General features: G+C 61.7%; 25 protein-coding genes, 1 pseudogene and 1 riboswitch. Of the genes and pseudogenes, 5 read left to right on the top strand and 21 right to left on the bottom strand.

Going from position 1 to position 23,293, the window contains the following annotated elements; all coding sequences use genetic code 11:
* Nucleotides 1-8: 8 nt before the first annotated feature.
* The 19 genes and pseudogenes from ACTQ33_RS11635 to ACTQ33_RS11725 all read right to left on the bottom strand — a co-directional run bounded on the left by ACTQ33_RS11635 (nucleotide 9) and on the right by ACTQ33_RS11725 (nucleotide 14,118).
* The gene (locus ACTQ33_RS11635; protein ID WP_441464764.1) at nucleotides 9-776 is read right to left on the bottom strand and encodes a sirohydrochlorin cobaltochelatase; all 768 of its coding nucleotides are present in this window, start codon (nucleotides 774-776) and stop codon (nucleotides 9-11) included.
* The gene (locus ACTQ33_RS11640; RefSeq protein WP_441464765.1) at nucleotides 773-1,597 is read right to left on the bottom strand and encodes an energy-coupling factor ABC transporter ATP-binding protein; all 825 of its coding nucleotides are present in this window, start codon (nucleotides 1,595-1,597) and stop codon (nucleotides 773-775) included. The genes ACTQ33_RS11635 and ACTQ33_RS11640 overlap by 4 nt, the downstream gene beginning before the upstream one ends.
* Nucleotides 1,594-2,514, bottom strand: a complete 921-nt coding sequence (gene cbiQ / locus ACTQ33_RS11645) for a cobalt ECF transporter T component CbiQ (protein WP_441464766.1) — start codon at nucleotides 2,512-2,514, stop codon at nucleotides 1,594-1,596. The genes ACTQ33_RS11640 and cbiQ overlap by 4 nt, the downstream gene beginning before the upstream one ends.
* Nucleotides 2,515-2,517: 3 nt before the next feature.
* Nucleotides 2,518-2,820, bottom strand: coding sequence for an energy-coupling factor ABC transporter substrate-binding protein (locus ACTQ33_RS11650; protein WP_441464767.1), 303 nt, complete (start codon nucleotides 2,818-2,820; stop codon nucleotides 2,518-2,520).
* Nucleotides 2,817-3,569 (bottom strand): energy-coupling factor ABC transporter permease, encoded by a 753-nt coding sequence (locus tag ACTQ33_RS11655; protein ID WP_441464768.1) that lies wholly within the window; start codon nucleotides 3,567-3,569, stop codon nucleotides 2,817-2,819. The genes ACTQ33_RS11650 and ACTQ33_RS11655 overlap by 4 nt, the downstream gene beginning before the upstream one ends.
* A 100-nt stretch (nucleotides 3,570-3,669) precedes the next feature.
* Nucleotides 3,670-3,815, bottom strand: a riboswitch (adenosylcobalamin (AdoCbl) riboswitch).
* A 113-nt stretch (nucleotides 3,816-3,928) separates the two neighbouring features.
* Nucleotides 3,929-4,516 (bottom strand): TVP38/TMEM64 family protein, encoded by a 588-nt coding sequence (locus ACTQ33_RS11660; RefSeq protein ID WP_441464769.1) that lies wholly within the window; start codon nucleotides 4,514-4,516, stop codon nucleotides 3,929-3,931.
* 89 nt (nucleotides 4,517-4,605) lie between these two features.
* Nucleotides 4,606-5,298 (bottom strand): LrgB family protein, encoded by a 693-nt coding sequence (locus ACTQ33_RS11665; protein ID WP_441464770.1) that lies wholly within the window; start codon nucleotides 5,296-5,298, stop codon nucleotides 4,606-4,608.
* Entirely contained in the window at nucleotides 5,291-5,653 is a 363-nt protein-coding gene (locus tag ACTQ33_RS11670; protein WP_441464771.1) for a CidA/LrgA family protein, read from the bottom strand. Before ACTQ33_RS11670 ends, ACTQ33_RS11665 begins: the two co-directional genes overlap by 8 nt.
* Nucleotides 5,654-5,751: 98 nt before the next feature.
* Nucleotides 5,752-6,171, bottom strand: a complete 420-nt coding sequence (atpC, locus tag ACTQ33_RS11675; protein ID WP_441464772.1) for an ATP synthase F1 subunit epsilon — start codon at nucleotides 6,169-6,171, stop codon at nucleotides 5,752-5,754.
* On the bottom strand, nucleotides 6,161-7,561 hold the full coding sequence (gene atpD / locus ACTQ33_RS11680; protein ID WP_441464857.1) for a F0F1 ATP synthase subunit beta: 1,401 nt from the start codon (nucleotides 7,559-7,561) through the stop codon (nucleotides 6,161-6,163). The genes atpC and atpD overlap by 11 nt, the downstream gene beginning before the upstream one ends.
* Before the next feature lie 51 nt (nucleotides 7,562-7,612).
* Nucleotides 7,613-8,461 (bottom strand): annotated as a pseudogene (atpG, locus tag ACTQ33_RS11685) (ATP synthase F1 subunit gamma); the annotation flags it as partial.
* Nucleotides 8,462-8,464: 3 nt separating this feature from the next.
* A complete protein-coding gene (gene atpA, locus ACTQ33_RS11690; protein ID WP_441464773.1) occupies nucleotides 8,465-9,973 on the bottom strand; it encodes a F0F1 ATP synthase subunit alpha in 1,509 nt (502 codons plus the stop codon).
* 12 nt (nucleotides 9,974-9,985) lie between these two features.
* Nucleotides 9,986-10,666 (bottom strand): F0F1 ATP synthase subunit B, encoded by a 681-nt coding sequence (gene atpF / locus ACTQ33_RS11695; protein ID WP_441464774.1) that lies wholly within the window; start codon nucleotides 10,664-10,666, stop codon nucleotides 9,986-9,988.
* Between the two features lie 44 nt (nucleotides 10,667-10,710).
* The gene (atpE, locus tag ACTQ33_RS11700) at nucleotides 10,711-10,935 is read right to left on the bottom strand and encodes an ATP synthase F0 subunit C (protein ID WP_441464775.1); all 225 of its coding nucleotides are present in this window, start codon (nucleotides 10,933-10,935) and stop codon (nucleotides 10,711-10,713) included.
* Between the two features lie 51 nt (nucleotides 10,936-10,986).
* On the bottom strand, nucleotides 10,987-11,907 hold the full coding sequence (locus tag ACTQ33_RS11705) for a F0F1 ATP synthase subunit A (protein ID WP_441464776.1): 921 nt from the start codon (nucleotides 11,905-11,907) through the stop codon (nucleotides 10,987-10,989).
* Between the two features lie 5 nt (nucleotides 11,908-11,912).
* Nucleotides 11,913-12,182 carry a hypothetical protein gene (locus ACTQ33_RS11710; protein ID WP_441464777.1) on the bottom strand — a complete coding sequence of 90 codons (270 nt, stop codon included), beginning with the start codon at nucleotides 12,180-12,182 and terminating at the stop codon, nucleotides 11,913-11,915.
* Nucleotides 12,183-12,431: 249 nt separating this feature from the next.
* Nucleotides 12,432-13,061 (bottom strand): RluA family pseudouridine synthase, encoded by a 630-nt coding sequence (locus ACTQ33_RS11715; RefSeq protein ID WP_441464778.1) that lies wholly within the window; start codon nucleotides 13,059-13,061, stop codon nucleotides 12,432-12,434.
* A gap of 2 nt (nucleotides 13,062-13,063) precedes the next feature.
* The gene (locus tag ACTQ33_RS11720) at nucleotides 13,064-13,744 is read right to left on the bottom strand and encodes an MBL fold metallo-hydrolase (protein ID WP_441464779.1); all 681 of its coding nucleotides are present in this window, start codon (nucleotides 13,742-13,744) and stop codon (nucleotides 13,064-13,066) included.
* A gap of 5 nt (nucleotides 13,745-13,749) precedes the next feature.
* Nucleotides 13,750-14,118, bottom strand: coding sequence for a VOC family protein (locus tag ACTQ33_RS11725; RefSeq protein ID WP_441464780.1), 369 nt, complete (start codon nucleotides 14,116-14,118; stop codon nucleotides 13,750-13,752).
* Nucleotides 14,119-14,362: 244 nt separating this feature from the next.
* Here ACTQ33_RS11725 and ACTQ33_RS11730 point away from each other — a divergent pair, with 244 nt between their 5' ends.
* The gene (locus tag ACTQ33_RS11730) at nucleotides 14,363-15,004 is read left to right on the top strand and encodes a methylenetetrahydrofolate reductase C-terminal domain-containing protein (RefSeq protein WP_441464781.1); all 642 of its coding nucleotides are present in this window, start codon (nucleotides 14,363-14,365) and stop codon (nucleotides 15,002-15,004) included.
* 6 nt (nucleotides 15,005-15,010) lie between these two features.
* Nucleotides 15,011-15,937, top strand: coding sequence for a methylenetetrahydrofolate reductase (locus ACTQ33_RS11735; RefSeq protein ID WP_441464782.1), 927 nt, complete (start codon nucleotides 15,011-15,013; stop codon nucleotides 15,935-15,937).
* 296 nt (nucleotides 15,938-16,233) lie between these two features.
* Here ACTQ33_RS11735 and ACTQ33_RS11740 read toward each other — a convergent pair whose 3' ends face one another.
* Complete coding sequence (locus tag ACTQ33_RS11740) at nucleotides 16,234-16,992, bottom strand: sulfite exporter TauE/SafE family protein (protein WP_441464783.1); 759 nt, start codon at nucleotides 16,990-16,992, stop codon at nucleotides 16,234-16,236.
* A 1-nt stretch (nucleotide 16,993) separates the two neighbouring features.
* Complete coding sequence (locus ACTQ33_RS11745; RefSeq protein ID WP_441464784.1) at nucleotides 16,994-17,821, bottom strand: Cof-type HAD-IIB family hydrolase; 828 nt, start codon at nucleotides 17,819-17,821, stop codon at nucleotides 16,994-16,996.
* A gap of 234 nt (nucleotides 17,822-18,055) precedes the next feature.
* Here ACTQ33_RS11745 and secA point away from each other — a divergent pair, with 234 nt between their 5' ends.
* From secA to ACTQ33_RS11760, 3 genes are read left to right on the top strand one after another with little or no spacing between them, the layout of a single operon-like run.
* Nucleotides 18,056-20,809 carry a preprotein translocase subunit SecA gene (secA, locus tag ACTQ33_RS11750; RefSeq protein ID WP_441464785.1) on the top strand — a complete coding sequence of 918 codons (2,754 nt, stop codon included), beginning with the start codon at nucleotides 18,056-18,058 and terminating at the stop codon, nucleotides 20,807-20,809.
* The gene (gene pgeF / locus ACTQ33_RS11755) at nucleotides 20,806-21,591 is read left to right on the top strand and encodes a peptidoglycan editing factor PgeF (RefSeq protein WP_441464786.1); all 786 of its coding nucleotides are present in this window, start codon (nucleotides 20,806-20,808) and stop codon (nucleotides 21,589-21,591) included. The genes secA and pgeF overlap by 4 nt, the downstream gene beginning before the upstream one ends.
* Nucleotides 21,588-23,120, top strand: a complete 1,533-nt coding sequence (locus tag ACTQ33_RS11760) for an ABC transporter substrate-binding protein (RefSeq protein ID WP_441464787.1) — start codon at nucleotides 21,588-21,590, stop codon at nucleotides 23,118-23,120. The genes pgeF and ACTQ33_RS11760 overlap by 4 nt, the downstream gene beginning before the upstream one ends.
* Nucleotides 23,121-23,293 lie beyond the last annotated feature (173 nt).

The raw sequence follows: 23,293 nt of genomic DNA on the forward strand, positions 1-23,293 counted from the left end.
CCTTTCGATCACAAAATGGCGTCCAAATGGGCCAGGTACAAATCGAGAATCTTCTCATATTCGCCCAAACCGCGAATGACGGCGCGGGCAGGCAGACCTGCTTCCGTGAACTGGGTTTTCCAGCTGTCGGGCTCGTCGGAGGCCATATCGTTGTTGGCGTGGTCGCCGGCCACCAGCATTAAGGGTGTCAGCACCACCCGGCGGTAGCCGCTGTCACGGACGGCATCCATCAGGGCTTCCAGGTCGGGGAAGGCCTCCACGGTGCCCACAAACACATGCTTCAACCCCGTGGCCTTGGCATGGTAGTCCATGGCGGCATAGACGGTGTTGCAGAAATGGGGCGTGCCGTGGCCCATGAGGACCAACGCCTCGTCCTCTGCCGTCTCCACGCCCTCGGCCACGGCACTGAGGACGGTCCGCAGATCGTCATCGCAGGCCAGCAGGGGCGCGGCCACGGTAATGGAGAAGAAGTTGTCGGCGTCGGCATCCAGAAACGCCCGCATCTTGTCGTACTCGTCGCCGTAGAGCAGGTGGGTGGGCAGCACCTTGATATCGGTGACGCCGTCGGCCCGCATCTTCTCCAGCGCTTCCGGCACATTGTCCACGTGCTGGCCCCGCTTTTCCAAAGCTCTCAGAATCATGGAGCTGGTCCAGGCCTCATAGACGGGACAGCCCGGATGGGCGGCGGCCACCCGGTTCAAAACGGCGGTAATGTTCTTCTCGCGGGTATCTTCAAAGGTGGTGCCGAAGCTGACCACCAGAATGGCTTCTTTCATGGTTGCAGTCTCCTCGTAAAGTCGTCTAGGGTGCGGGGGTACTGGGCGGGGGACAGCTGGGGGAACAGCAGCTGCGACACGGCAAACAGCTCCGGCTTGTGGAGCCCCGCCTGAGAAAGCAGTGCATCATCGGAGAAAATCTCCTCGATGGGGCCGTCCCGGAGAATCCGTCCGCCGGTGACCACCACGGCCCGGTCGGCCCAGCGCCAGGCAAAGGATACATCGTGGGTGGACACCACCAGGGCCAGCCCCTGTGCATGGAGTTGGGCCAGGGTGACTTCCAGCAAATCCGTATGGCCGGGGTCCAGGGAGGCCGTTGGCTCATCAAAGAGAACGACCTGGGATTCCATGGCCAGAATGTCGGCAATGGTGACCCGCTTCTTCTCGCCGCCGGACAGGTATTGGGGCGGCTGGTCCAGATAGCGGGTGACGTTCATGGCGGCGGCGGCATCCTCCACGGCCCGGGCCACCCGGTCCTGGGGCAGACCCAGGTTCATGGGGCCGAAGGAGATCTCACTGCGGACCGAAGCCCCCAGCAGCTGCTCCTCCGGGTTCTGGAACACCAGACCCACGGTTTGCCGCAGCTGCCGCAGGGATTGGCCCTTGTGGACCACGGGTTGGCCGTTTAAAAGCACCTGGCCCGATTCCGGCGTCAGGACCCCGTTGCACAGCAGCAGCAGCGTGGATTTGCCCGCGCCGTTGGCTCCCAGCAGGGCCACCCGTTCGCCGCTGTCCACGGAGAAATCGGCCTGGTACAGCGCAGGTGTGTCGCCTCGATAGGTGTAGGACACGTTTTGCAGTTGCAGGATCGGAGGATTCATCCGCGCCCCATCCTTTCCAGCAGGGCGGCCGCCAGGGGCAGGGCCACCAGCACGGCGGCGCTGCACAGGTGACCGGCCCGCAGCGGTGATTTTTGTTCCAGGAACCGCAGCGTTCCCTCATAGCAGCGGGACTGCATGGCGTCAAAGGATGCCGACGCCCGCTGAAAGGACGACACCAGCAGACTCGTCATAATGGAGGCCGTGGTGGTGAAGCTGCGGCGGAAGGTGCCGTAGCCCAGCCGGGCTGCGGCGGCAATTTTCATCTGGGACAAGGTCCCGGACAACACGAAGATATAGCGGTAAATGAGGTACATCAGCTCAATGAGCAGCTCCGGCACATGGACCCGCCCCAGGGCGGCAATGAGCTGGGGCATGGGGGTGGACAGGCACAGGGCGTACAGGCAGGACACAGAGGCCGTAGCGCCGGTGAGAATCACCAGAGTGGACACCTGGGCCTGGGCCGGAATGGTGAGATAGACCCCGAAGCAGGGGAGACTGACCACGCCGCCGGGGACAGTGGCAAAGTCGAAGAGCAGGGCCAGACCGCTGAGCAGTACAAAGGTCAGCGGCGTCAGAAACAGGCGGGCCCAGGTCCGGGCCGGCGTTCTGCCTGCCAGCACCGTCACCGCCGCCGTCAGGACCCACACCAGCAGGCTCACCAGAGGGGAGCGGGCGGCCAGGGTCAGAACGATGAGGGCGAGGGCGGTCAGGGCCTTCAGCCCGGCCGGTACGCTGTGGAGCCGGGATTGAAGGGCATAGTAGTCGATGGCGGTCCAGTCGTCATGGCTGTGACCGTGCCGCAGAGGCAGCCAGAGCAAACCGGCGGCAGCTGCGGCGGCGGTCAGGGCCAGGGCCGGGGACAGATGTCCCACAGCCAGGCCCCAGACGATGACCGCGCCCAGGAGGGCCCGCAGCATGGCTTACTCGGTCTGCCCGGCGCTGCGGTACTTGTGCCGGGCCGTCAGATAGCCCAGACCGAAGCAGATGACGCCGGAGCCAATGGCGGCCTGGAGGGCGAAGAGCAAACTCTCGGTCTCGCCGCCGGGGGGCTCCAGAATGCTGGAGGCCCAGGGCTTGTAATCGGGGTCGATGGCGGTGATGGCTTCCTCCGCCTGGCCGTCGGCGCCGCCGAACTCGGAATCCTTGATGGTCAGCAGGGGAATGCAGGCGATGGCGACGCACAGCAGCAGCAAAATGACGATGGTGAGACCTTTCTTTTTCATGCGGCGGCACCTCCCAGATAGCCCAGCTCCTTCAATTCGGGACGGGCGAGAGTTTCCAGCGCCAGGACCACAACCACAGTCAGCAGGCCCTCCACGATGGCCAGAGGCACCTGGGTCACGGCGAAAATGCCCAGGAACTCCGTCAGCGACGCGGCAAAGCCGCCGGTGGCCGACGGATGGGCCAGAGCCAGCTGCACACTGGTGACCACATAGGTCACAAGATCGCCCAACGCGGCGGCCAGGAACACGCCGACCTTACGGTTGACGCCTGTCTTGCGGCACAGGGCGTAGACGCCAAAGCTGACGAAGGGACCGACGATGGCCATGGAGAAGGTGTTGGCGCCCAGGGTGGTGAGGCCGCCGTGGGCCAGCAGCACCGCCTGGAACAGCAGAACGATGAGGCCCAGCACCGCCATGGGGGCAGGCCCGAAGAGGATGGCGCCCAGGCCGGTGCCGGTGGGGTGGCTGGAAGAGCCGGTGACACTGGGGATTTTCAGGGCCGACAGCAGGAAGCAGTATGCGCCGGCCATGGCCAGCAGCAGCAGGGTTTTGCGGTGGGTCTCCACGATTTTGCGGATGCGGGCGATGCCCAGAACGACGAAGGGCAGGCAAACCACGCCCCAGACCACGCTGTGGCCCAGGGGCAGATAGCCCTCCATGATGTGCATGGCTCCGGCGGGGACGGCCAGACAGAAGGCTGCGGCCAGAACCAGGGTCAGGCCGAACAAACGGCGTTCCATGGGTTTCATAGGGATGATACTCCTTTTCTCTTTGCGCAACAAAACGGAAAAAAAGCCCATTTCCAGGAAGGAAATGGGCTTGCAATCGTCCGTTTACGCGCAGGACCGATGTGGGCGCCAATCCATACCTCGTGGATCGATCGAACCGGCGCGGAGTCGGTGTTCTGGCTGCAAAGGAGCGACCTTTGTCACAGTGGCGGGACCGCGAGGGATTTTCACCCTACTTCCCCGAATTTCCGCACACAATCTGGTGAGAACGGTGCGGAAACGCGGACGCGCCGTCTCATGAAATTGTCACGGTAAAGTATACAACCACACGGGCCGCAAGTCAAGATTGCGGCGGGAAATTATCTGGAGCGGCCCTGGTTTCACAGAGGGAATACGGCCCGGAATCCCAGCGCGCCCAGGGAATAGGCGAAGATCATCAGGGGGCGGCAGGTGACGGTGATCAGGGCGAATTTTTTCCAGCTCATGCCGGTGGTACCGGCCAGGAAACAGAGGAAGTCGTCGGGCAGGCCCGGCAGGAAAATGGCCAGGGCAAAGAGCCGGTCGAACCGGCGGCTCTCATGGGTCCAGCGCTCGTATTTTTCGTGGAGCTTTTTGGAAAAGAGTTTGTTGAGCAGGGGCTTGCCCCAGTTGCGGGCCATGGCGAAGGCCACGAACGAGCCCAGGGCGATGCCCACATAATTGAGGACAAAGCCCAGCCAGGGACCGAAGATCAGCACACCGGCCAGACAGCTGACGCCGCCGGGCAGAATGGGGATGACCACCTGGACGGCCTGGAGGGCCAGAAAGATGGCGGCAGCGCTGCCGGCGTAGTGGTTGAGAAATGCCTGCAACGCCTCCTGGGACTGGAATACCCCCTGACGCCACAGCCAGAGCCCCAGGGCCACACAGAGGACAAACAGCGCCATGGACGCTGCGTTCATCAGTTTCTTCAATCGGTTATGGTCCATGGGTACGGGCTCCTTTCCGGTGGGATGGGTTTCCTCTATTGTACCCGTCCCGTCCTTAAAAGAAAAGTACCTGGCGGATTAAGTTTCCATTAACCCAGTCCGGCGAACAGGGGGGCCAGAATGACCGTCATGATGCCGGCCACCACAATGGTCAGGCCGCTCATGGCGCCTTCGATCTCGCCCAGCTCCAGGGCGTGGGCCGTGCCGATGGCGTGGATGCTGTTGCCGATGGCCAGGCCCTTGGCTACGGGATGGGTGACTTTTAACAGCTTCAGCACCACATCCACAATGACCACGCCGAACAGGCCTGTGATCATGACGCCCAGGGAGATGATGCCCTCCAGGCCGCCCAGCTGGGTACCCACGCCCAGGGCAATGGCCGTGGTGACGGATTTGGGTTGCAGGGAGTGGTAGATCTCCGGTGTCAGATGCAGCAGCCGGGACAGGACAGCGACGGTGACGGCACAGGCCACGCATCCGGCGCCCACGCTGATGACAATGGCCTGCCAGTGACGGCGCAGGAGCTTCAGCTGCCGGTACAGGGGCACGGCCAGGCAGACCGTGGACGGCGTCAGCAGCCACGTCAGATGGGACGCGCCCTTGGTGTAGGCGTCGTAGTCGATGTCCAAAAGAACGATGGTGGCGATGGTCAGAATGGAGGCAATCAGCAGGGGATTGACCAGGGGAGAGGGAAACCGGCGGCGCAGCCAGGTGCCGAACCAGAAATAGATGACGCTGAGCACCATGCCGAAGTAGGCCGATTCCCGGAGAATCTCATTCATGCTTCCGGCCCTCCTTTCGGGTCACCAGCGCCTGAGCCACCACACCGGTGATAATCATAACCACCAGGGTGCTGACGACGCAGACCAGGGCCACGGCCCACAGACTGTCGGCCACGCTGCCGAAGATGGGCAGTACGCTGACGGCGGGGGCGATGAACAGCATAGGCATGATCTGGATGAGAAAGTCCGCCGCCTTTTCGATGTGATGGAGCTTGACCACACCGGTGATCAGCAGCACCAGCAGCAGCAGCAGACCGTAGACGCTGCCGGGAATGGGCAGGGGGACGATCAGGCTCAGCAGCTCGCCCACAAAGGACACGGCGGCAATAATTAGAAATTGAAACATGTAAGTCATAGTTTGCGATACCTCCCGGGATAGTATACGGCGCGGGGCCGCCCGGTACAAGAGTAAAAGGGAGTGCCATAACGCGGCACTCCCGTGGGTATGAAGCCTCAGTCCAGATTGACCGGATTGCGGCTGTTGCGCAGACGGGCCATGGCACGGGCCAGCATGATCTGATTGGCCCGGAATTCCGCTTGGCTGTGGCTCTGACGCAGCGCCTCCTGGGCGCGCTTCTTGGCGCGCTCCTCTTCCATGCGGTCGATCTCCTCGGGCCAGTCGCAGGTCTGGGCGAACAGCACCACACCCTTGTGGCTGACTTCCATATAACCCTCGGAGTTGATGGCCTTTTTCCACTGGCCGTCGGCCTTGATCTGCACGGTGCCGGGACGCAGGACCACAATCATGGGCGCGTGGCCCTTGAGGACGGTCCACTCGCCGTCGTCGGCGGTGAAGGTCAACGCCTCCACGGGGCCGGAGTAGAACTGGCGCTCCGGTGTAAGAATGTCCAGAGAGAAGGTGTTATCCGCCATTGCGCTCCATCTCCTTCGCCTTTTCTATGGCCTCGTCGATGTCGCCCACCATGGAGAAGGCCGACTCGGGCAGATGGTCCACTTCGCCGTCCACGATCATCTTGAAGCTGCGGATGGTGTCCTTCAGCGGCACAAAGCGGCCCGGCTTGCCGGTGAACTGCTCGGCCACGTTCATGGGCTGGGACAGGAACTGCTGGATCTTTCTGGCCCGGTAGACAATGCGCCGGTCCTCCTCGCTCAGCTCATCCATGCCCAGAATGGCGATGATATCCTTCAGCTCGTTATACCGCTGCAAGCACTCCTGCACGCGGCGGGCCACCTCGTAATGCTCCTGACCCACGATGGCCGGGTCCAGGATGCGGGAGTTGGACTCCAGGGGGCTGACGGCGGGGTAGATGCCCATTTCCGCGATGTGACGGGACAGAACGGTGGTGGCGTCCAGGTGGGAGAAAATCGTGGCGGGGGCCGGGTCCGTCAGGTCGTCGGCGGGGACGTAGATGGCCTGCACCGACGTGATGGAACCGTTCTTGGTGGAGGTAATGCGCTCCTCCAGCTGGCCCAGCTCCTCGGCCAGGGTGGGCTGGTAGCCCACGGCGGAGGGCATACGGCCCAGCATGGCCGAAACCTCGTTGCCGGCCTGGACGTAACGGAAGATGTTGTCGATGAACAGCAGCACATCCTGGTTCATCTGATCGCGGAAATACTCGGCCATGGTCAGACCGGTCATGGCCACGCGCATACGGGATCCAGGCGGCTCGTTCATCTGGCCGAAGGCCAGGGCCGTCTTGGAGATGGCGCCGGAATCACGCATATCGTGAATCAGGTCGTTGCCCTCACGGCTTCTCTCACCGACGCCGGTGAAGACGGAATAGCCGCCGTGCTGCTTGGCGATGTTGTAGATCAGCTCCATGATAAGGACGGTCTTGCCGACGCCGGCGCCGCCGAACAGGCCGATTTTACCGCCCTTGGCGTAGGGGGTCAGCAGGTCGATGACCTTGATGCCGGTTTCAAAGAACTCAATCTTGCTGCTCTGCTCCTCAAAGGTGGGCGAGGGGCGGTAGATGCCCCAGCGCTCGCCCTCCAGGGCGGGGCCGTTGTCGATGGGATTGCCCAGCACGTCCACCACGCGGCCCAGGGTCTGCTCACCCACCGGTACCTGAATGCACTTGTGGGTGTTGGTGACCTTCATGCCGCAGTGGAGGCCGTAGGTGGATTCCAGCGCCACGCAGCGGCACTCGCCGGGGCCTGTGTGCGAGGCCACCTCCAGATGGACGCCGCTTTCGGTGGTCAGCAGGTCGTGGAGCTCCCACTGGTCGGCCAGGGGATAGAGCACGGTCAAAACAGGACCGGAAATTTGAGAAATGATTGCCTCCTGGAGTTCCTGCTCCATGGGGTTCGCCTCCTTCTTGTTCGTTTGGTCGGCCCCCTCCAGCGCCAGGGACGCGCCGCTGATTTCGGTGATCTCCTGGGTGATTTGGGTCTGGCGGGCCATATTCAGCTCCAGGTGGAGCTTTTTCAGCAGCTCGTCGGCGTTGCGGGTGGCGCTCTGCATGGCGTTCATACGGGAGTAGTGCTCCGAGGCGTAGGACTGCACCAGGGTGTCGAAAATGCGGGAAATAACGAACTGCGGAACCAGCTGGTCAAAGACCTCCTGGGGCGAAGGATTGTAGATGACGTCGTCCAGATGATCCAGCGCTTCAACATGCTGGAAATCTGTCAGACGAATGGGCAGCAGACGGGCTTTCTTCGGCTGAATGACCGGGTTACCGCCTCGGGAATAGATGGTGTAGAAAATATAGATCTCGTCGGTCTGGTTCAGATCGAAAAACTCCATGACCGGCAGGGCCAGCTGTGTGGCGTTGTACAGGGACGGGTCCTGGGCCGCGCCGGGTACCTCGTATTCCGGTTCAATGCCCCGCTTGCGGAAAAACTGGGTGGCAATCATACCGACGGTGACCACCAGCGCCTGGGGATCGTTTTTGATTTCCGCATAGGCCATATTGAGGATATTGTGGTTGTAGCTGCCGGCCATTTCCTTATCGCCCGCGATGACGATATAGGTGTGGCGGTGGCCACGGTGGTGCTGGAGATAGGGGTGCTCGATGGACTGGGACGACTCCAGAATATCCTTCATGGTGGAACGCAGCCGGCGGAAATACATGGTGTTGTACGGAATATGTACCGCGAACTTCTGCATTCTGGCCGAGGAGACCATCTGCATGGCGCTGGTGATCTTCCGCGTCTGATCGACGGCGCCGATATGGTGCCGGATCTCACTGACACTGGCCATGGATCACGCCTCCCAACGGGCGGCGAAGTCCTCAATGGCGTGCCGCAGGGTCTGGGAGACGTCGTCGGGCAGCTTCTTGCTGCGGTCGATGGATTCCATGGTATCGCCGTGGCGCTCATGGAGCCAGGGCAGCAGCTTGGTGACAAAGGACTGCATCTGAGCCACGGGGACCTTTTCCAGCCCGTCGCAGCGGAGGCACAGCAGCAGCGCCGTCTGATCCGACAGCTTGAGGATGCGCTCCTTGGGCTGCTTCAGCAGCTCCGTCATGCGGACACCCCGGTCCAGCAGCTTTTTGGTGGCGGCGTCCACGTCGGCGCCGAACTGGGCAAACACGGCCATATCCCGGTACTGGGCCACCTCCAGACGGAGGCTGCCGGACACGGCTTTCATGGCCGGATGCTGGGCGGCGCGGCCCACACGGGACACGCTGAGGCCCACGTTGACGGCGGGCCGGACGCCGGAGTGGAACAGTTCGCTCTCCAGGAAGATCTGTCCGTCGGTAATGGAGATGACGTTGGTGGGGATGTAGGCGGAGATATCGCCGGCCATGGTCTCGATGATGGGCAGGGCCGTCATGGAGCCGCCGCCCAGTTCCGGACACAGATGGGCCGCCCGCTCCAACAGACGGGAGTGCAGGTAGAACACGTCGCCGGGGTAGGCTTCACGGCCGGAGGGGCGGCGCAGCAGCAGGGACATGGTACGGTAGGCCACGGCGTGTTTGGAGAGATCGTCGTAGACCACCAGAACGTCCTTGCCCTGGTGCATGAAGTGCTCCGCCACGGCGCAGGCGGCGTAGGGGGCCAGATACTGCATGGCGGCACTGTCGGCGGCGGTGGACGCCACGACGACACAGTGCTCCAACGTGCCGCTCTCGGCCAGGGTGGTCACCAGATTGGCCACGCTGGCGGCCTTCTGGCCGATGGCGCAGTAGACGCAGATGACGCCGGTATCCTTCTGGTTGACCATGGCCGACAGGGCGATGGAGGTCTTACCGGTCTGGCGGTCGCCAATGATCAGCTCACGCTGGCCGCGGCCGATGGGGATCATGCTGTCCACGGCCAGAATGCCGGTCTCCATGGGGGTGTCCACGGGGGCGCGGTCCATGATGGCCGGGGCCGGAGATTCCACGGCCCGGGACTCCCGGGTGTGGAGGGGCTGGCCGTCCAGAGGACGGCCGATGGGGTCCACAATGCGGCCCAGCAGCTCCTTGCCCACGCCGATATCGGCCACGCGGCCGGTGCCCTGCACAGGGGAGCCGGGGCGGACGGATTCGTTGCGGGTCAGCAGGGCGGCGCCCACGCTGTTGAGCCCCAGGTCCAAGGCAATGCCATAGACGTCGTTTTCAAATTGCAGCAGCTCGCCGTACTCGGCCCGGCCAAGACCTGCCACGCGAACAATGCCGTCGGCGCAGGACTCCACGGTGCCGTAGTCGTAGCTGATCATCTCCGGCTGATAGTCCCGGAGCTTTTCCTTGAGGAAGGTTCCTAACGTGCTGGTATCGAAATTGAGCATGGTTCCCTCCCGTTACGCCAGCTTCTGCTGCATGGCCGAAAGCTGGGTCACATAGCTGAAGTCGTATACTTTGCCGTCCACCAGGGCCGCAAAGCCGCCGATGAGGGAAGAGTCGATCTCGGTGGTCAGCTCCAGATGGCAGCCCAGCAGACGCTCCAGCCGGTCGATGATGGCGGACAGCTGCTCGGCGTCGCAGGGAGCGGCCAGCTTGAGGACGCCCTTGCGGGAGCCTTCCTTGGGGGCGGAAACCAGGATGTTGCGGCGGGCCTGCTCGTCAAAGCGCAGGACACGGCCGGCCATATCCACGGCCAGATCGGCCAGTTCGCCCTTGACCTCGTCCATGGCGCGCTGCTTCTCCAGAGCGGCCTCGCTGCGGGCCTTGGACAGAATGTGGTCGGCCTCGGTTTTGGCCTCGTCGATGGCCTGCTGGCCAACGGCCTGGGCCTTCTTGCGGCCGTCGGCAATCATCTGCTCACAGGTGGCCTGAACGTCCACCAGACGGGCATCGTAATCGGCTTTGACCTTCTCGGCCTCAGCTTGCAGCCGCTGGGCCTCGGCCATTTCCTTCTGGACCCGCTCGGTACGGGCGGCCATAAAAGCCGTTACCGGCTTCCAGATCAAAACGCGGAGCAGGCCGTAGATAATCAGAATATTGACCAGATGGATGGCAATATCAATGGGATGAATGTCCAATGTTACCTCTCCTTTGCTGTAGAATGACGGACAATGCCGCTGGATCACATGGTGAACTTGATGATCAGGGCGGTGACGAAGCCGTAGATGGCGCAGGACTCGGTCAGGGCCAGGCCCAGCAGCAGCGTGGAGCTGATCTTGCCGGAGGCCTCGGGCTGACGGGCAGTGGCGTCTGCGGCCTTGCCGGTGGCGATGCCCATGCCGAGGCCTGCCAGGGCGCAGGGCAGCAGAGCCAGTGCAACAGCGATAGCAATCAATCCGGTTTCCATGATAAAATTCCTCCAAAAGATATATTTTTTAATAGGTATGATGGATAGGGGTCATTCGACGGCTTCGCCGATGAAGGTCAGCGTCAGCGTCAGGAAGATGTACGTCTGAATCAGGGGGTGGAACACGTTGAAGTAGAGGCCCAGTACGCTGGGGAAGCCGATGGCGGCGTTGCCCAGGGCCATATACAGCAGTTCCATGACGATCATGCCGCCCAGCATGTTGCCGAACAGACGGCAGGCCAGAGACACAGGCACCGCCAGATCGGAGACGATCTTGATGGGGAACACCACCGGCGTGGGCTTGGCCATGGACTTGATGCGGCCCACCAGGCCCTTCTTCTTCAGACCGAAGTAGTTGATCATCACAAAGGTGATGATGGCCATGGCAAAGGTCAGCGTGATATCGGCGGTGGGGGCGCGGACGCCCAGCAGCTCCACCATGGCGGAGCACACCATATAAATGGCCAGGGCGAAGAGGTAGGAGGGCAGATGGTCGCCCAGATCTCCCACACTGGTTTTGGTGAATTTGCAGACGGCCTCCACACAGATCTCCAGGACATTCTGGATGCCCTTGGGCTGGTCGGTCATACGGGGGATGACGAGAATCCGCACCAGCAGCGCCAGCACCAGCACCACGGCCATAATGACCCAGGTGGTGATGACGGTCTCACTGAGGGAGTAGCCGCCCACATCGTACCGGGTGGCCCAGATACTGACCTCAAATTCCTCCGACGGTACAGAACCGAAGACCAGCTGTAGAATCCGCTCTACCAGCAGCCATCCGCCGACGATGGTCATTACCGTGGCCCACAGCTTTTTCCGCTTGACGCGGCCCAGGGCGACAGCGTCTTGTTCCAGCTGCGTTTTCCTTCGGAACCAGTCAGCCAGCACGGCGCGGCGCCAGAACCATCCGACCAGGGCCAGCACGATACCCAGGGCCAGAAAGCCGTAGGTTACAATGGTTTCCTGCAACGTTCTCAATCCTTCTTTCGATTGGTCTCTCTCAACCGATACCGTACGAAGTAGACCACGGCGCCGATAATCAGAACGGTGGAGATGGTTACTGCGCAGGGCAGCAGCTGGGAGGATTGCAGTAAGGCGCACAGACCCAAACCAAAAAATGGACAAAAAAATTGCACCGCAAAGGGCCAGATCTTCAGCCGTTGGGTGCTCAGGGACCTTACGGCATAGATCAGCAGAACCAGCTGTGCCAAGCCAAAGGCCATACCTAATATAACACCAATCACGGGCCTCATACTCCTTTCCTCTACGGCGCCTGAACTTTCGGTGTGCCTGTCGTGTCGTTCACGTCTTTACTACAGTTACTAGTTATACCACGTTCTCTGGAAGCGGTCAATGGGTACCCAAAAAACTAACAAAATCTTCACGAACTGCACAAAAGCAAATGGAGCGCAAACCGTTTTTCGTAGTAAATATTGACCCAAAAAATGACCGTTTCCGCGCTACCGCCCGGCCCGCCGCCGGGCGGTAAAAATTTACAAGAATCGGGTCCAGGGGTCCATGGACGGCGGCGGCGCCGACACGGTCATGGGCGCGCCGGTGACCGGGTGGAAAAAGGACACGCTGTGGGACCAGAGACACATGGGAAATTCGTCCGGTTCCGACCAGTATTTCCGGTCCCCGGCCAGGGGCATTCCACGGCCGGAGAACTGGGCCCGAATCTGATGGGTCCGGCCGGTCCGCAGGCGGATTTCCACCAGACTGAGACCGTCGGCGGTCCCTTTGGTTTCATAGTCCAGAATGGCTTCCTGCACGCCCTTTTCCAGATGGTGGACGAGATACGTTTTCCGCTCCCGCTTGTCCCGCAGCAGCAGGTCCGTCAAGGTCCCAGCAGGCTCCGGCGGCACGCCGTGAATCACGGCCAGATACGTTTTATCAAACCGCCGGTCCCAAATCTGAGCCGACAGGGCCGAAGCCGCGTCCGCCGACCGGGCCAGGACCATGACGCCGCTGACCACCCGGTCCAGCCGGTGGACCGTGCGGATGCAATCGGTGTGCAGGGCCGTCCGGACCAGCTCCGGCATGCCGCCGGGCTCGTCGGTGGACAGGACCCCGGCGGGCTTGACGGCCACGCACAGATGGTTGTCCACGTACAGAAACTCCACGCTCATACCTCCCGGGGGCTGTCGTCCAGAATGCACAGCCGTCCCTGCCAGGGGCCGGGGGTCTGCCGCAGCGTCTCCAGAATGGACGGGTCCCAGCTGTAGTGGATGGGCACCAGACAGGGACAGTCATTGTGGGCGGCGAAATACGCGATGCCCCGGAGACCGTCGGCCTCCTGCCGCGGGTCCACGGGCAAAAAGGCCACATCCAGATGGACGCCCGCCAGATGTTCCAGTTCCAGCTTGTACGCCGTTTCCATGGCACGGTTATTCATTTCCGGTTCCCCGGACCAGTGCCACCAGTGGAGATCGCCGCTGTGGTAGATGGTGTGGCCGTCGCAGGTCACCACAAAGGCCACCCCCTGATCTGTGGAGCAGAGGGTGGAGACGGTGAGGCCCGGCAGCTCCAGCGTGGCCCGGGGACCAATCCGATGGCAGCCGTCTACCGGCGGAATGTCGTCGGACAGGACATAGGTGATGTCCGGGTACGCGTCTTTCCAGGTGAGAATGGCCCGGTTGAAGTGGTCATAGTGGCTGTGGGAGGCGAAGACCGTCACGGGCTTGCCCACCTGCTTTAGCAGGGCCGGGACGCCGCCGGGCAGCGTGTCCTGGTAGTAGTCGAAGATCAACAGATGGCGTTCCGTTTCCACGGCCACGCCGCTGTGATAGAGATAGTACAGCTTCATGGGCATCACTTGGCCGGGACGATCTCAATCCAGTAGCCGTCGGGGTCCTGGACGAAATAGATGCCCATGGCGGGGTTCTCATAGCAGATGATGCCCAGTTTCTCGTGGCGGGCGTGGACGGCGTCGTAATCGTCCACCCGCAGGGCCAGATGGTACTCCATCTCACCCAGGTTGTAGGGCTCCGTCCGGTCCCGCAGCCAGGTCAGTTCCAGCTGAAAGCCCGTTTCCCCGTCGCCCAGGTACACCAGCTTGAAGGAACCATCGTCGGCGTTCTTTTCCCGGACGGGATGAAAGTCAAAGGCGTCGGCGTAGAACCGGAGACTCCGCTCCAGGTCCAGAACGTTGAAGTTAAAGTGATCAAAGCGCATGGCCATAATACAATTCTCCTTTGCTCGATATGTGGCACCACCAGTGTACCACAGGCAGCGGCGGCCATCAATGGGCCATCGTCAAAAACCTTGCTATTGGGTGTGATTTTCAAAAACCACACAAAACCACACCAAAAAACGGGAAAACTTTTCGCGGTTTTGCTTGAATTTTTGTGGGGTTATGCTATAATTCTGTAAGACATAACCTGTTCAGTCTGTACAGTACGGAACAGTAAAGGAGAAGAACAACATGATCGTCACGAAAAAAAAGCCCATCGAAGAATTGATGGCCATGCTCGGTGATGCCAAAAAGATCGCCATCATCGGCTGCGGCAGCTGCGCCACGGCCTGCGCCACCGGCGGCGAAAAGGAAGTGGCCGAGCTGAAGAAGTACCTGGAGAGCCAGGGACGCACGGTGGTGGCCACAGCCATGTCCGACTACTGCTGCATGAACCTGACCACCAAGGGCAAGGTCAAGGGCTTTGACGCCGCCGGCGCCGAGGCGGTGGTCTGTATGGCCTGCGGCGACGGCACTCAGGTTGTCGCCAACAACGTCAAGGCCCCCACCTATCCGGCCAACAACACCATGTTCCTGGGCGAGGCCGTCAAGTTCGGCCTGTTCGAGGAGGCATGTCATCTGTGCGGCAACTGCGTCCTGGGCCAGACCGGCGGCATCTGCCCCATCACCCGCTGTGCCAAATCCCTGGTCAACGGCCCCTGCGGCGGTTCCAAGAACGGCAAGTGCGAGGTCAATCCCGAGAACGACTGCGCCTGGATCGCCATCTATAAGCGTCTGGAGCAGCAGGGCCGTCTGGACAACCTGTCCAAGACCCGCGCCGACAAGGGCTACGAGGATGTGGCCTATCCGAGAACCATCAACATCAGGGGGTAAGGGAACATGAGTCTTCTGGAAAAAGCACTGGAGAGCGGCAAGTTCGGCGTCACCGCCGAAATGGCGCCGCCCAAGGGATATGATTTCACAAAGCAGCTGGAGGACGCCCAGCTTTTGAACGGCAAGGTCCACGGCGTCAATGTCACCGATATGCAGTCCGCCAGCCTCAAGGCGTCCTCTCTGGGCCTGTGCATCAAGCTGAAGCAGGCCGGTGTGGAGCCGATTTTGCAGGTCACCGGCCGCGACCGCAGCCGGATGGCCATTATGGCCGATATACTGTCCGCCGCCGCCTTCGGCATCGATACCATGCTGGCCCTCACCGGCGACCATCCGGTGGTAGGCGACTGCAAGCAGTCCAAGCCTGTCTACGATCTGGACTCCGTGGGCATCCTCAATATGCTGTCCACCATGGAAGTCACCGACCGGGACTGCGGCGGCAACGAGCTGGACGGCGGCGCGCCCCGGTTCTACAAGGGCGCTGCCGTGACCCCCGTCTATGAGCCCATTCAGCTGCAAATCAACAAGCTGCGCCAGAAGGTGGACGCCGGTGCCAAGTACATCCAGACCCAGGGCATTTTTGATATGGAAAGCCTCAAGCGCTTCCTGGACCTGGTGGACAAGGCCAACATCAAGTGCCACATCATGGCCGGTATCATCCCCCTGAAGGCCGCCGGTATGGCAAAGTATATGAATGCCAACGTCCCCGGCATCGCCGTACCCCAGGATATGATCGACCGTCTGGAAGCCGCCGCCGCCGAGGGCAAGGAAAAGGGCGTCAAGGGCCTGCCCATGCAGCTGGGCATCGAAATGGCCGCCGAGTTTATCGCCAAGATTCACGATGAGAAGATTTGCGACGGTGTCCATATCATGGCCATCGGCGCGGAAAAGAACGTACCGACTATCCTGGAAAAGGCCGGTATCACCATCGAGTAAACCGCATTTCATAGAAAAACAAGCGGACACGCTGCCGGGATTGGGCAGCGTGTCCGTTTTTGATTGGCAGGGGGTACGCAAGAAGGCCGCCGTCCGCCACCCGCGTTGGGGTGGGGACGGCGGCCTTACGGCTGACGCCGTGGGGGCTGCGCCATCTGCGGATGGCGCTTTGGGACGATAGGGGATTTCGCCCGCTGCGGCGGGCGACTGGGGGCGCTGCCCCCTGGACCCCTGCGATTTTTTGAAAAAAATCGAGTAAAACTTTTATCTTTGGGTACGCTGGTTGTGGGTAGTGCTCAGAGCATATCGGTCAAAACCTTGACGGCCAGCAGCACCAGGGCTACGATGACCACGGGCCGCACGATTTTCGCGCCGTTGCGGATGGTCAATCCCGCGCCCACATAGTGCCCGGCAAAGGAGGCCACCGAAGCAATCAGACCAACAGCCCAATAAACCTCGCCGTACAACACGGCGGTGATCAGGGAACCGATGCCCGAGGACAGGTTGACCACCTTTACATTGCCCGACGCCGTCCGCACGTCCATCTGACCCAGGCCCGTGAAGATCAGCAGCAGGAACGTGCCGGTACCGGGGCCGTAAAAACCGTCATATGCGCCGATGACCAGGGACGCGCCCAGCACAATCCCCAGCTGCCGCCGACGGCTGATATCGCCGGGGACCTCCCGGAAACTCCGCTGCCGCAGAACCACAATGGCGACAATGGGCAGCACCACCAGCAGCAGATACTGAAGATACGTTTCCGGCATCAGCAGCTGCAAGCGGGTACCGCCCACGCTGCCCAGCAGCGCCATGGCAATGGAGGGAATGGCCAGCTTCCAATCGATGTAGCCGCTGCGGATATACCGCCCCACCGAGGCCAGGGAACCGATGGAAGCCGAAATCTTGTTGGTGCCCAAGGCCGCGTGCATGGGCAGTCCCGCCAGTAGATAGGTGGGCACAGAGATAATGCCGCCGCCACCGGCAATGGCGTCCAAAAATGAGGCCAGAAAGACGCCGCCGCAGGCAATGAGCACCATGGAGAGCGTCAGTTCCATCTCACTGACCCTCCACGCCGGGCAGGCTGTTGAGGACCTTGGCAACTCCGTCGTTGTCGTTGGTGTCCGTCAGACGGTCGGCCAGCGCCTTGGCCTCGTCGCTGCCGTTGGCCATGACCACCGCCGTACCGGCATAGCGCAGCATACCCAGATCGTTGCCGCTGTCGCCGATGGCCAGAACCTGCTCCCGCTGCAGGCCCAGGTGCTTTGCCAGCCAGGCCAGACCCGTGCCCTTGTCCACGTTGGCGGGCATCATTTCCAGGTCCACAGGATCGGAGGTGCAGAAGTAGGCGTTTATGCCGGCCAGCAGCTTCCAGGCTTCGTCCCGGACCGCTGGAGAGGGGAAGTACATATGGACTTTCGGCACGGTGCCGGTCAATTCGTCAATCCAGCGGTCATAGCCCTCCACCGGCGTGCGGGACTCGTGGATGGTGCAGTTGCCGCTGGCAGCTTCATAGCGCTCGATCTCGGCCACCCGTTCCGCCGGAGCCCAGATCTTGCCCTGCCAGTAAACCTCGTACATCACCTCCAGATGGCGCAGCCGACGCCAGCCCTCCCGGACCAGCTCCAGGGGCAGACACTCGCTGTACAGCTCCTCGCCGGAGGGACAGCGGATGACCTGGGTGCCGGTGGAGGCGACCGCATACCGGATTTGCGGCAGCTGCTCCAACATCCGGGTAAACTCACACAGGGCGCGGCCCGAGGCAAAAACCACCTCCAGACCCCGCGCGGCAGCGGCGGCCACGGCGTCAATGGTGGCCGGAGACAGGGTACGATCGCTGCGCAGCAGCGTGCCGTCCAGATCGACGGCAATCAATCGAGTTTCCATGGCGTGCTCCTTCTTCAATGCTTCAATGGGAAATGGCGGCAATTCTACTGCCGCAATCGGAGCTATTTTACCATTCACTGTGTCAAAAGACAAGAAAGAAGTACAGAGTATTTACAATTTATTCTTTTATTATAGCTATCATTGTGTTATAATGCTTTGATGAAAATTTATTTATCCTATTTATAATGCGATTTCATGCCGTTTCGGCATCTGATAACGAAAGGTGAAACAGCAATGGGTTTTTTGGACAAGATTTTCGGTTCCCACTCCGAGCGGGAGCTCAAGCGGCTCGAGAAGACCGTCAAGGCGGTCATGGACCTGGAGGCGGAATACCGGCAGCTGACCGATGAACAGCTGAAGCACAAGACCGTGGAGTTCCGGGAGCGGCTGGACCAGGGGGAGACCCTGGACGACCTGCTGCCCGAGGCCTTCGCCACGGTCCGGGAGGCAGCCGACCGCGTTTTGGGTATGCGTCCCTACCGGGTCCAGGTCATCGGCGGCATCGTCCTGCATCAGGGCCGTATCGCCGAGATGCGCACCGGTGAAGGTAAAACCCTGGTGGCCATTCTGCCCTCCTACCTCAACGCCCTGACGGGCAAGGGCGTCCATGTGGTCACCGTCAACGACTATCTGGCCCGCCGTGACTCCGAATGGATGGGCAAGGTCCACCGGTTCCTGGGCCTGAAGGTGGGCCTCATCGTCCACGGTCTCAACAGCGACCAGCGCCGCGAGGCCTACAACGCCGACATCACCTACTGCACCAACAACGAGCTGGGCTTTGACTACCTCCGCGACAACATGGCCATCTACAAGCAGGAGCAGGTCCAGCGGGAGCACAATTTCGTCATCGTCGACGAGGTGGACTCCATCCTCATCGATGAAGCTCGTACCCCCCTGATCATTTCCGGCAAGGGCGACGACTCCTCCAAGCTCTACGAGATGACCGACTTCCTGGTCAGCCGCATGAAGAAGCAGGTCTTTGCCAAGACCGACAGCAAGGAAGCCATGGACGATCTGGACTGCGACTACATCGTGGACGAGAAGGAGCGCACCGTGTCCCTGACGGCCAAGGGCATCAAGAAGGTCGAGGAATTCTTCCAGATTGAGAACCTGTCCGACATCGAGAACACCACCATCTCCCACCACGTCAACCAGGCCATGAAAGCCCGTGGTCTGATGAAGCGGGACATTGACTATGTGGTCAAGGACAACGAAGTTATCATTGTGGACGAGTTCACGGGCCGTCTGATGTATGGCCGCCGCTATAATGAGGGCCTCCATCAGGCCATCGAGGCCAAGGAGGGCGTCAAGGTCGCCGGCGAAAGCAAGACGTTGGCCACCATCACGTTCCAGAACTTCTTCCGTCTCTACGCCAAGCTGTCCGGCATGACCGGTACGGCCACCACCGAGGCCGAGGAGTTCGGCACCATCTACAACCTGGATATTGTGGAGATTCCCACCAACCTGCCGGTGGCCCGTATCGACAACCCCGACGCCGTCTACAAGACCGAGGCCGCCAAGTTCCGGGCCGTCATCAATCAGGTCAAGACCTGCCACGAGAAGGGCCAGCCGGTCTTGGTGGGCACCGTGTCCATCGAGAAGTCCGAGCTGCTGTCCCATCTGCTCAAGCGGGAGGGCATCCCCCATACGGTGCTGAACGCCAAGCACCACGAGAAGGAAGCTGAAATCGTGGCCCAGGCCGGTAAGCTGGGGGCCGTCACCATCGCCACCAACATGGCCGGCCGTGGTACCGATATCATGCTGGGCGGCAACGCCGAGTATCTCGCCAAGAGCGAACTGCGCAAGGGCGGCATGAGCGAGGAGCTGCTGGCCGAGGCCAACGCGTTCTCCGAGACCGAAGACCCCGAAATCCTGGCCGCCCGCGCCGCCTATAACGAGGCCGTGGCCCGCCACAAGGAGCAGATTGCCGCCGAATCCGAAAAGGTCCGTGCCGCCGGTGGCCTGTTCATCATCGGCACCGAGCGCCACGAATCCCGCCGTATCGATAACCAGCTGCGCGGCCGTGCCGGCCGTCAGGGCGACCCCGGCGAAACCCGGTTCTACCTGTCCCTGGAGGACGATATCATGCGTCTCTTCGGCGGCGACCGGATGGACCGTCTCAAGGGCATGATGGACAAGCTGGGCATTGAGGACGATATGCCCATCGATGCCAAGATTCTCTCCGGCGCCATTGAGAACGCCCAGAAGACCGTGGAAAGCCGCAACTTCCAGGTCCGTAAGAACGTGCTGCAATACGACGACGTCATGAACACTCAGAGAAAGGTCATCTACGAGCAGCGCGAGCAGGTGCTGGCCGGTACCGATTTGCAGAAGACCATCCAGGGTATGCTGGAGTATGTGGTCAACACCCAGGTCAACGACGCCTTCGGCGGCAGCGCCCATCTGGAGAGCGCCGAGCAGTTCGAGTCCCTGATGCACCACTTTGACAACATCTACTTCCCCAAGGGCGCCTATGCCCCGGAGAATCCCACGGCCCTCGACGCCGACACCATGGCGGCTGAAATTCTGGCCCTGTGTACCAAGACCTATGAGGAAAAGGAAGCCGCGTATACCTCCAAGGTCATGCGCGAGCTGGAGCGGGTCATCATGCTCCGCGTGGTGGACGAATACTGGATGGATCACATCGACGCCATGACCGATTTGCGCCAGGGCATCACCCTGCGGGCCTACGGCCAGCAGGACCCCGTGGTGGAGTACAAGCGCGAGGGCTACGAGATGTTCGAGGGCATGATCAACGCCATCAAGGAGGAGACCATCCGCCGTCTGTTCCTGGTGCGCATCCAGCCCCAGCAGGAGATCCGCCGCGAAAAGGTGGCCACGGTCACCTACGAGGGCGGCGCCGACGAAAATGTGGTCAAGCAGCAGCCCATGTCCAAAAAGGCCAGGGTGGGCCGGAATGATCCCTGCCCCTGCGGCAGCGGCAAGAAGTACAAGAACTGCTGCCTGGACAAGGACCTGGACGGATGATCTATGAACCGATTACGGTGGGGGGCTTCGTGTCCCCCCATCGTTTTACCGACCGGTCCGGCGGCGTCAGCACCGGCTATCTTTCCAGTCTCAATCTGGGCTTCAGCCGGGGCGACGACCGGGAGAATGTCCTGGAAAACCACCGCCGCCTGGCGAAGGCTGTGGGCTATGACGTAGAAAAACTGGTCTGCACCCACCAAATCCATACGGACACGGTCCGGGTGGTGACGGAGGCCGACTGGGGACAGGGCGTCTTTCACAGCCCCGCGCCGGAGTGCGACGGTCTGGTGACCAACGTCCCCGGCACGGCGGTCATGGCTTTCGGCGCCGACTGCACTGTGACCCTGCTGGAGGACCCGGTCACCGGCGCCGTGGGCGCCGTCCACGCCGGATGGCGCGGCACGGCCCTGGGCATTGTGGCCAAGGCCGTGGACACCATGGTGGCCGCGTTCGGCAGCCGCCGGGAGGACATTCGGGCCTGCATCGGCCCCTGTATCCAGCGCTGCTGCTTTGAGACCCGGGCCGACGTGCCGGAAGCCATGGTCAAATCACTGGGCGACGAGGCCCAGCCGGCCATTGACGACCACGGCGACGGCACCTACCATGTGGATTTGGTGGACCTGAATACCATTTGGCTGAAACGGGCCGGTATTGTGGAGCCCTGGGCGCTGCCCTACTGCACGGCCTGCGACACGGAGCGGTTCTGGTCCCATCGGAAAGTGGGCGACCGCCGGGGCGTCCAGGCGGGCGTGATTGTGTGTGCCGGGAGGAAGATGCCATGAGCCGCAAGCTGCGACTGGGGGCGCTGCTGCTGAGCTTCTGTCTGCTGATGGGCTGTGCCCTTCCGGTGGCGGAGGAAGCGGAGGAACCGCTGCAGGAGACCGTGGCAGAAGAGCCGGAGACCAAGGAGGAAAAACCCTTCGGTCTGGCCTGGGAGCCGGACGAAACGCTGAACCCCTACAGCTGCATGGTGCTGAGCAACCGCACGGTGTTGTCCCTGCTCTATGAGCCGCTATTTACCGTCAACGCCGACTTTACGGCCACGCCGTACCTCTGTGAAAGTCTGACCAGCTCCGGCGACGGCCGGACCCATACGTTGACGCTGCGCCAGGGCGTGACCTTTTCCAACGGTACGGCCCTGACGGCGGCCGACGCGGCGGCGTCCATCCGGGCGGCCCAGAACAGCGAGTACTATGGCAGCCGCCTCCAGGATATTCTGTCGGTGCAGGCCACCGGCGATTTGCAGCTGACCATCACCACCGGCTCGGCCTGCGGTTCGCTGCCGTCGCTGCTCAATGTGTATGTGGTCCAGGCGGCCACCACAGGGGATACCATTCCCGTGGGGACCGGCCCCTACCGCTGCGACGGGACCCAGCTGCTGCAAACCGACTGGTGGCGGGAGACGAAACCGCCGGTCTCCGAGGAGACCATCGGCCTGGTGTCTGTAAGCTCCGCCGCCGACATTCGGGACTCCTTTGAACGGGGCGATGTCACCCTGGTCTGCGCCGATCCCAACGCCGGCGCCCAGCTGACGTATCACACGGACTATGAGCTGTGGAACAACAACACCACCGTGCTGCAGTATGTGGGATTTAACCTCAGCAGTCCCGTTTTTGCCTATACGCCGGTGCGCACGGCGGTGACCCATGCCCTGGACCGGGATACCATCATCTCCAATACGGCCCTGGGTTTTGCCACGACGGCGACGCTTCCGGCCTCGTCCCGATGGGATGGGTACGATCAGAAGCTGGCGGCAAAGTATGGCTATGACGAGGAGGCGTTCGAGAAAATTCTCGAGTCGTCGGAGATCCGCGACTATGACGAGGACGGCATCCTGGAGATCTATACCGGCAGCGGCACCCAGTCTCTGAAAGGAACGCTGCTGGTATGCAATACGTCGGAGCAGCGGACGGCGGCGGCCCAGATGGTGGTGGATGCCCTCAACAGCCGGGGCTTTGATCTGACCGTCAAATCTCTGGACTATGACGAGTATGTTTACGCCCTGCGGACCGGCAGCTACGACCTCTACTACGGCGAGGTGCGGCTGCGGCCGGATTTTGATCTCAGCGGCTTTTTCAACGCGTCCGGCAGTCTCAGCTATGGCGGTATGGCCGACGGAACGCTGGCGACCCTCTGTGACCGGGCGGTGGAGAACATCGGCAACGTCTATGAGCTCCACTCCGAGATCATGTCGCGGGGAATGCTCTGTCCCATCCTCTGCAAGACGTATGCCATCTATTCCGGCCGTGGCCGGGTCACCAATTTGAATCCCTGTCTCGACGGCGTCTTTACGCTGCCCTACGGAGAATAACGCAATAAAAAACAAACGGTGTGCGCCGCAAGCGAGTTTGCGGCGCACACCGTTTTTGCAGGACTATGGGACAGCGGCCTTACGGCGGGCGGGTGTTTCGCCCACTGTGGCCGGCTACCGGGGACGCTGGCCCCTGGACCCTGCGATCAGGGCAGCTTACCGCCGGTGTTCCA

It is taken from the genome of Candidatus Avoscillospira sp. LCP25S3_F1 (assembly GCF_052117125.1).
Classification (GTDB): Bacteria; Bacillota; Clostridia; order Oscillospirales; family Oscillospiraceae; genus Avoscillospira_A.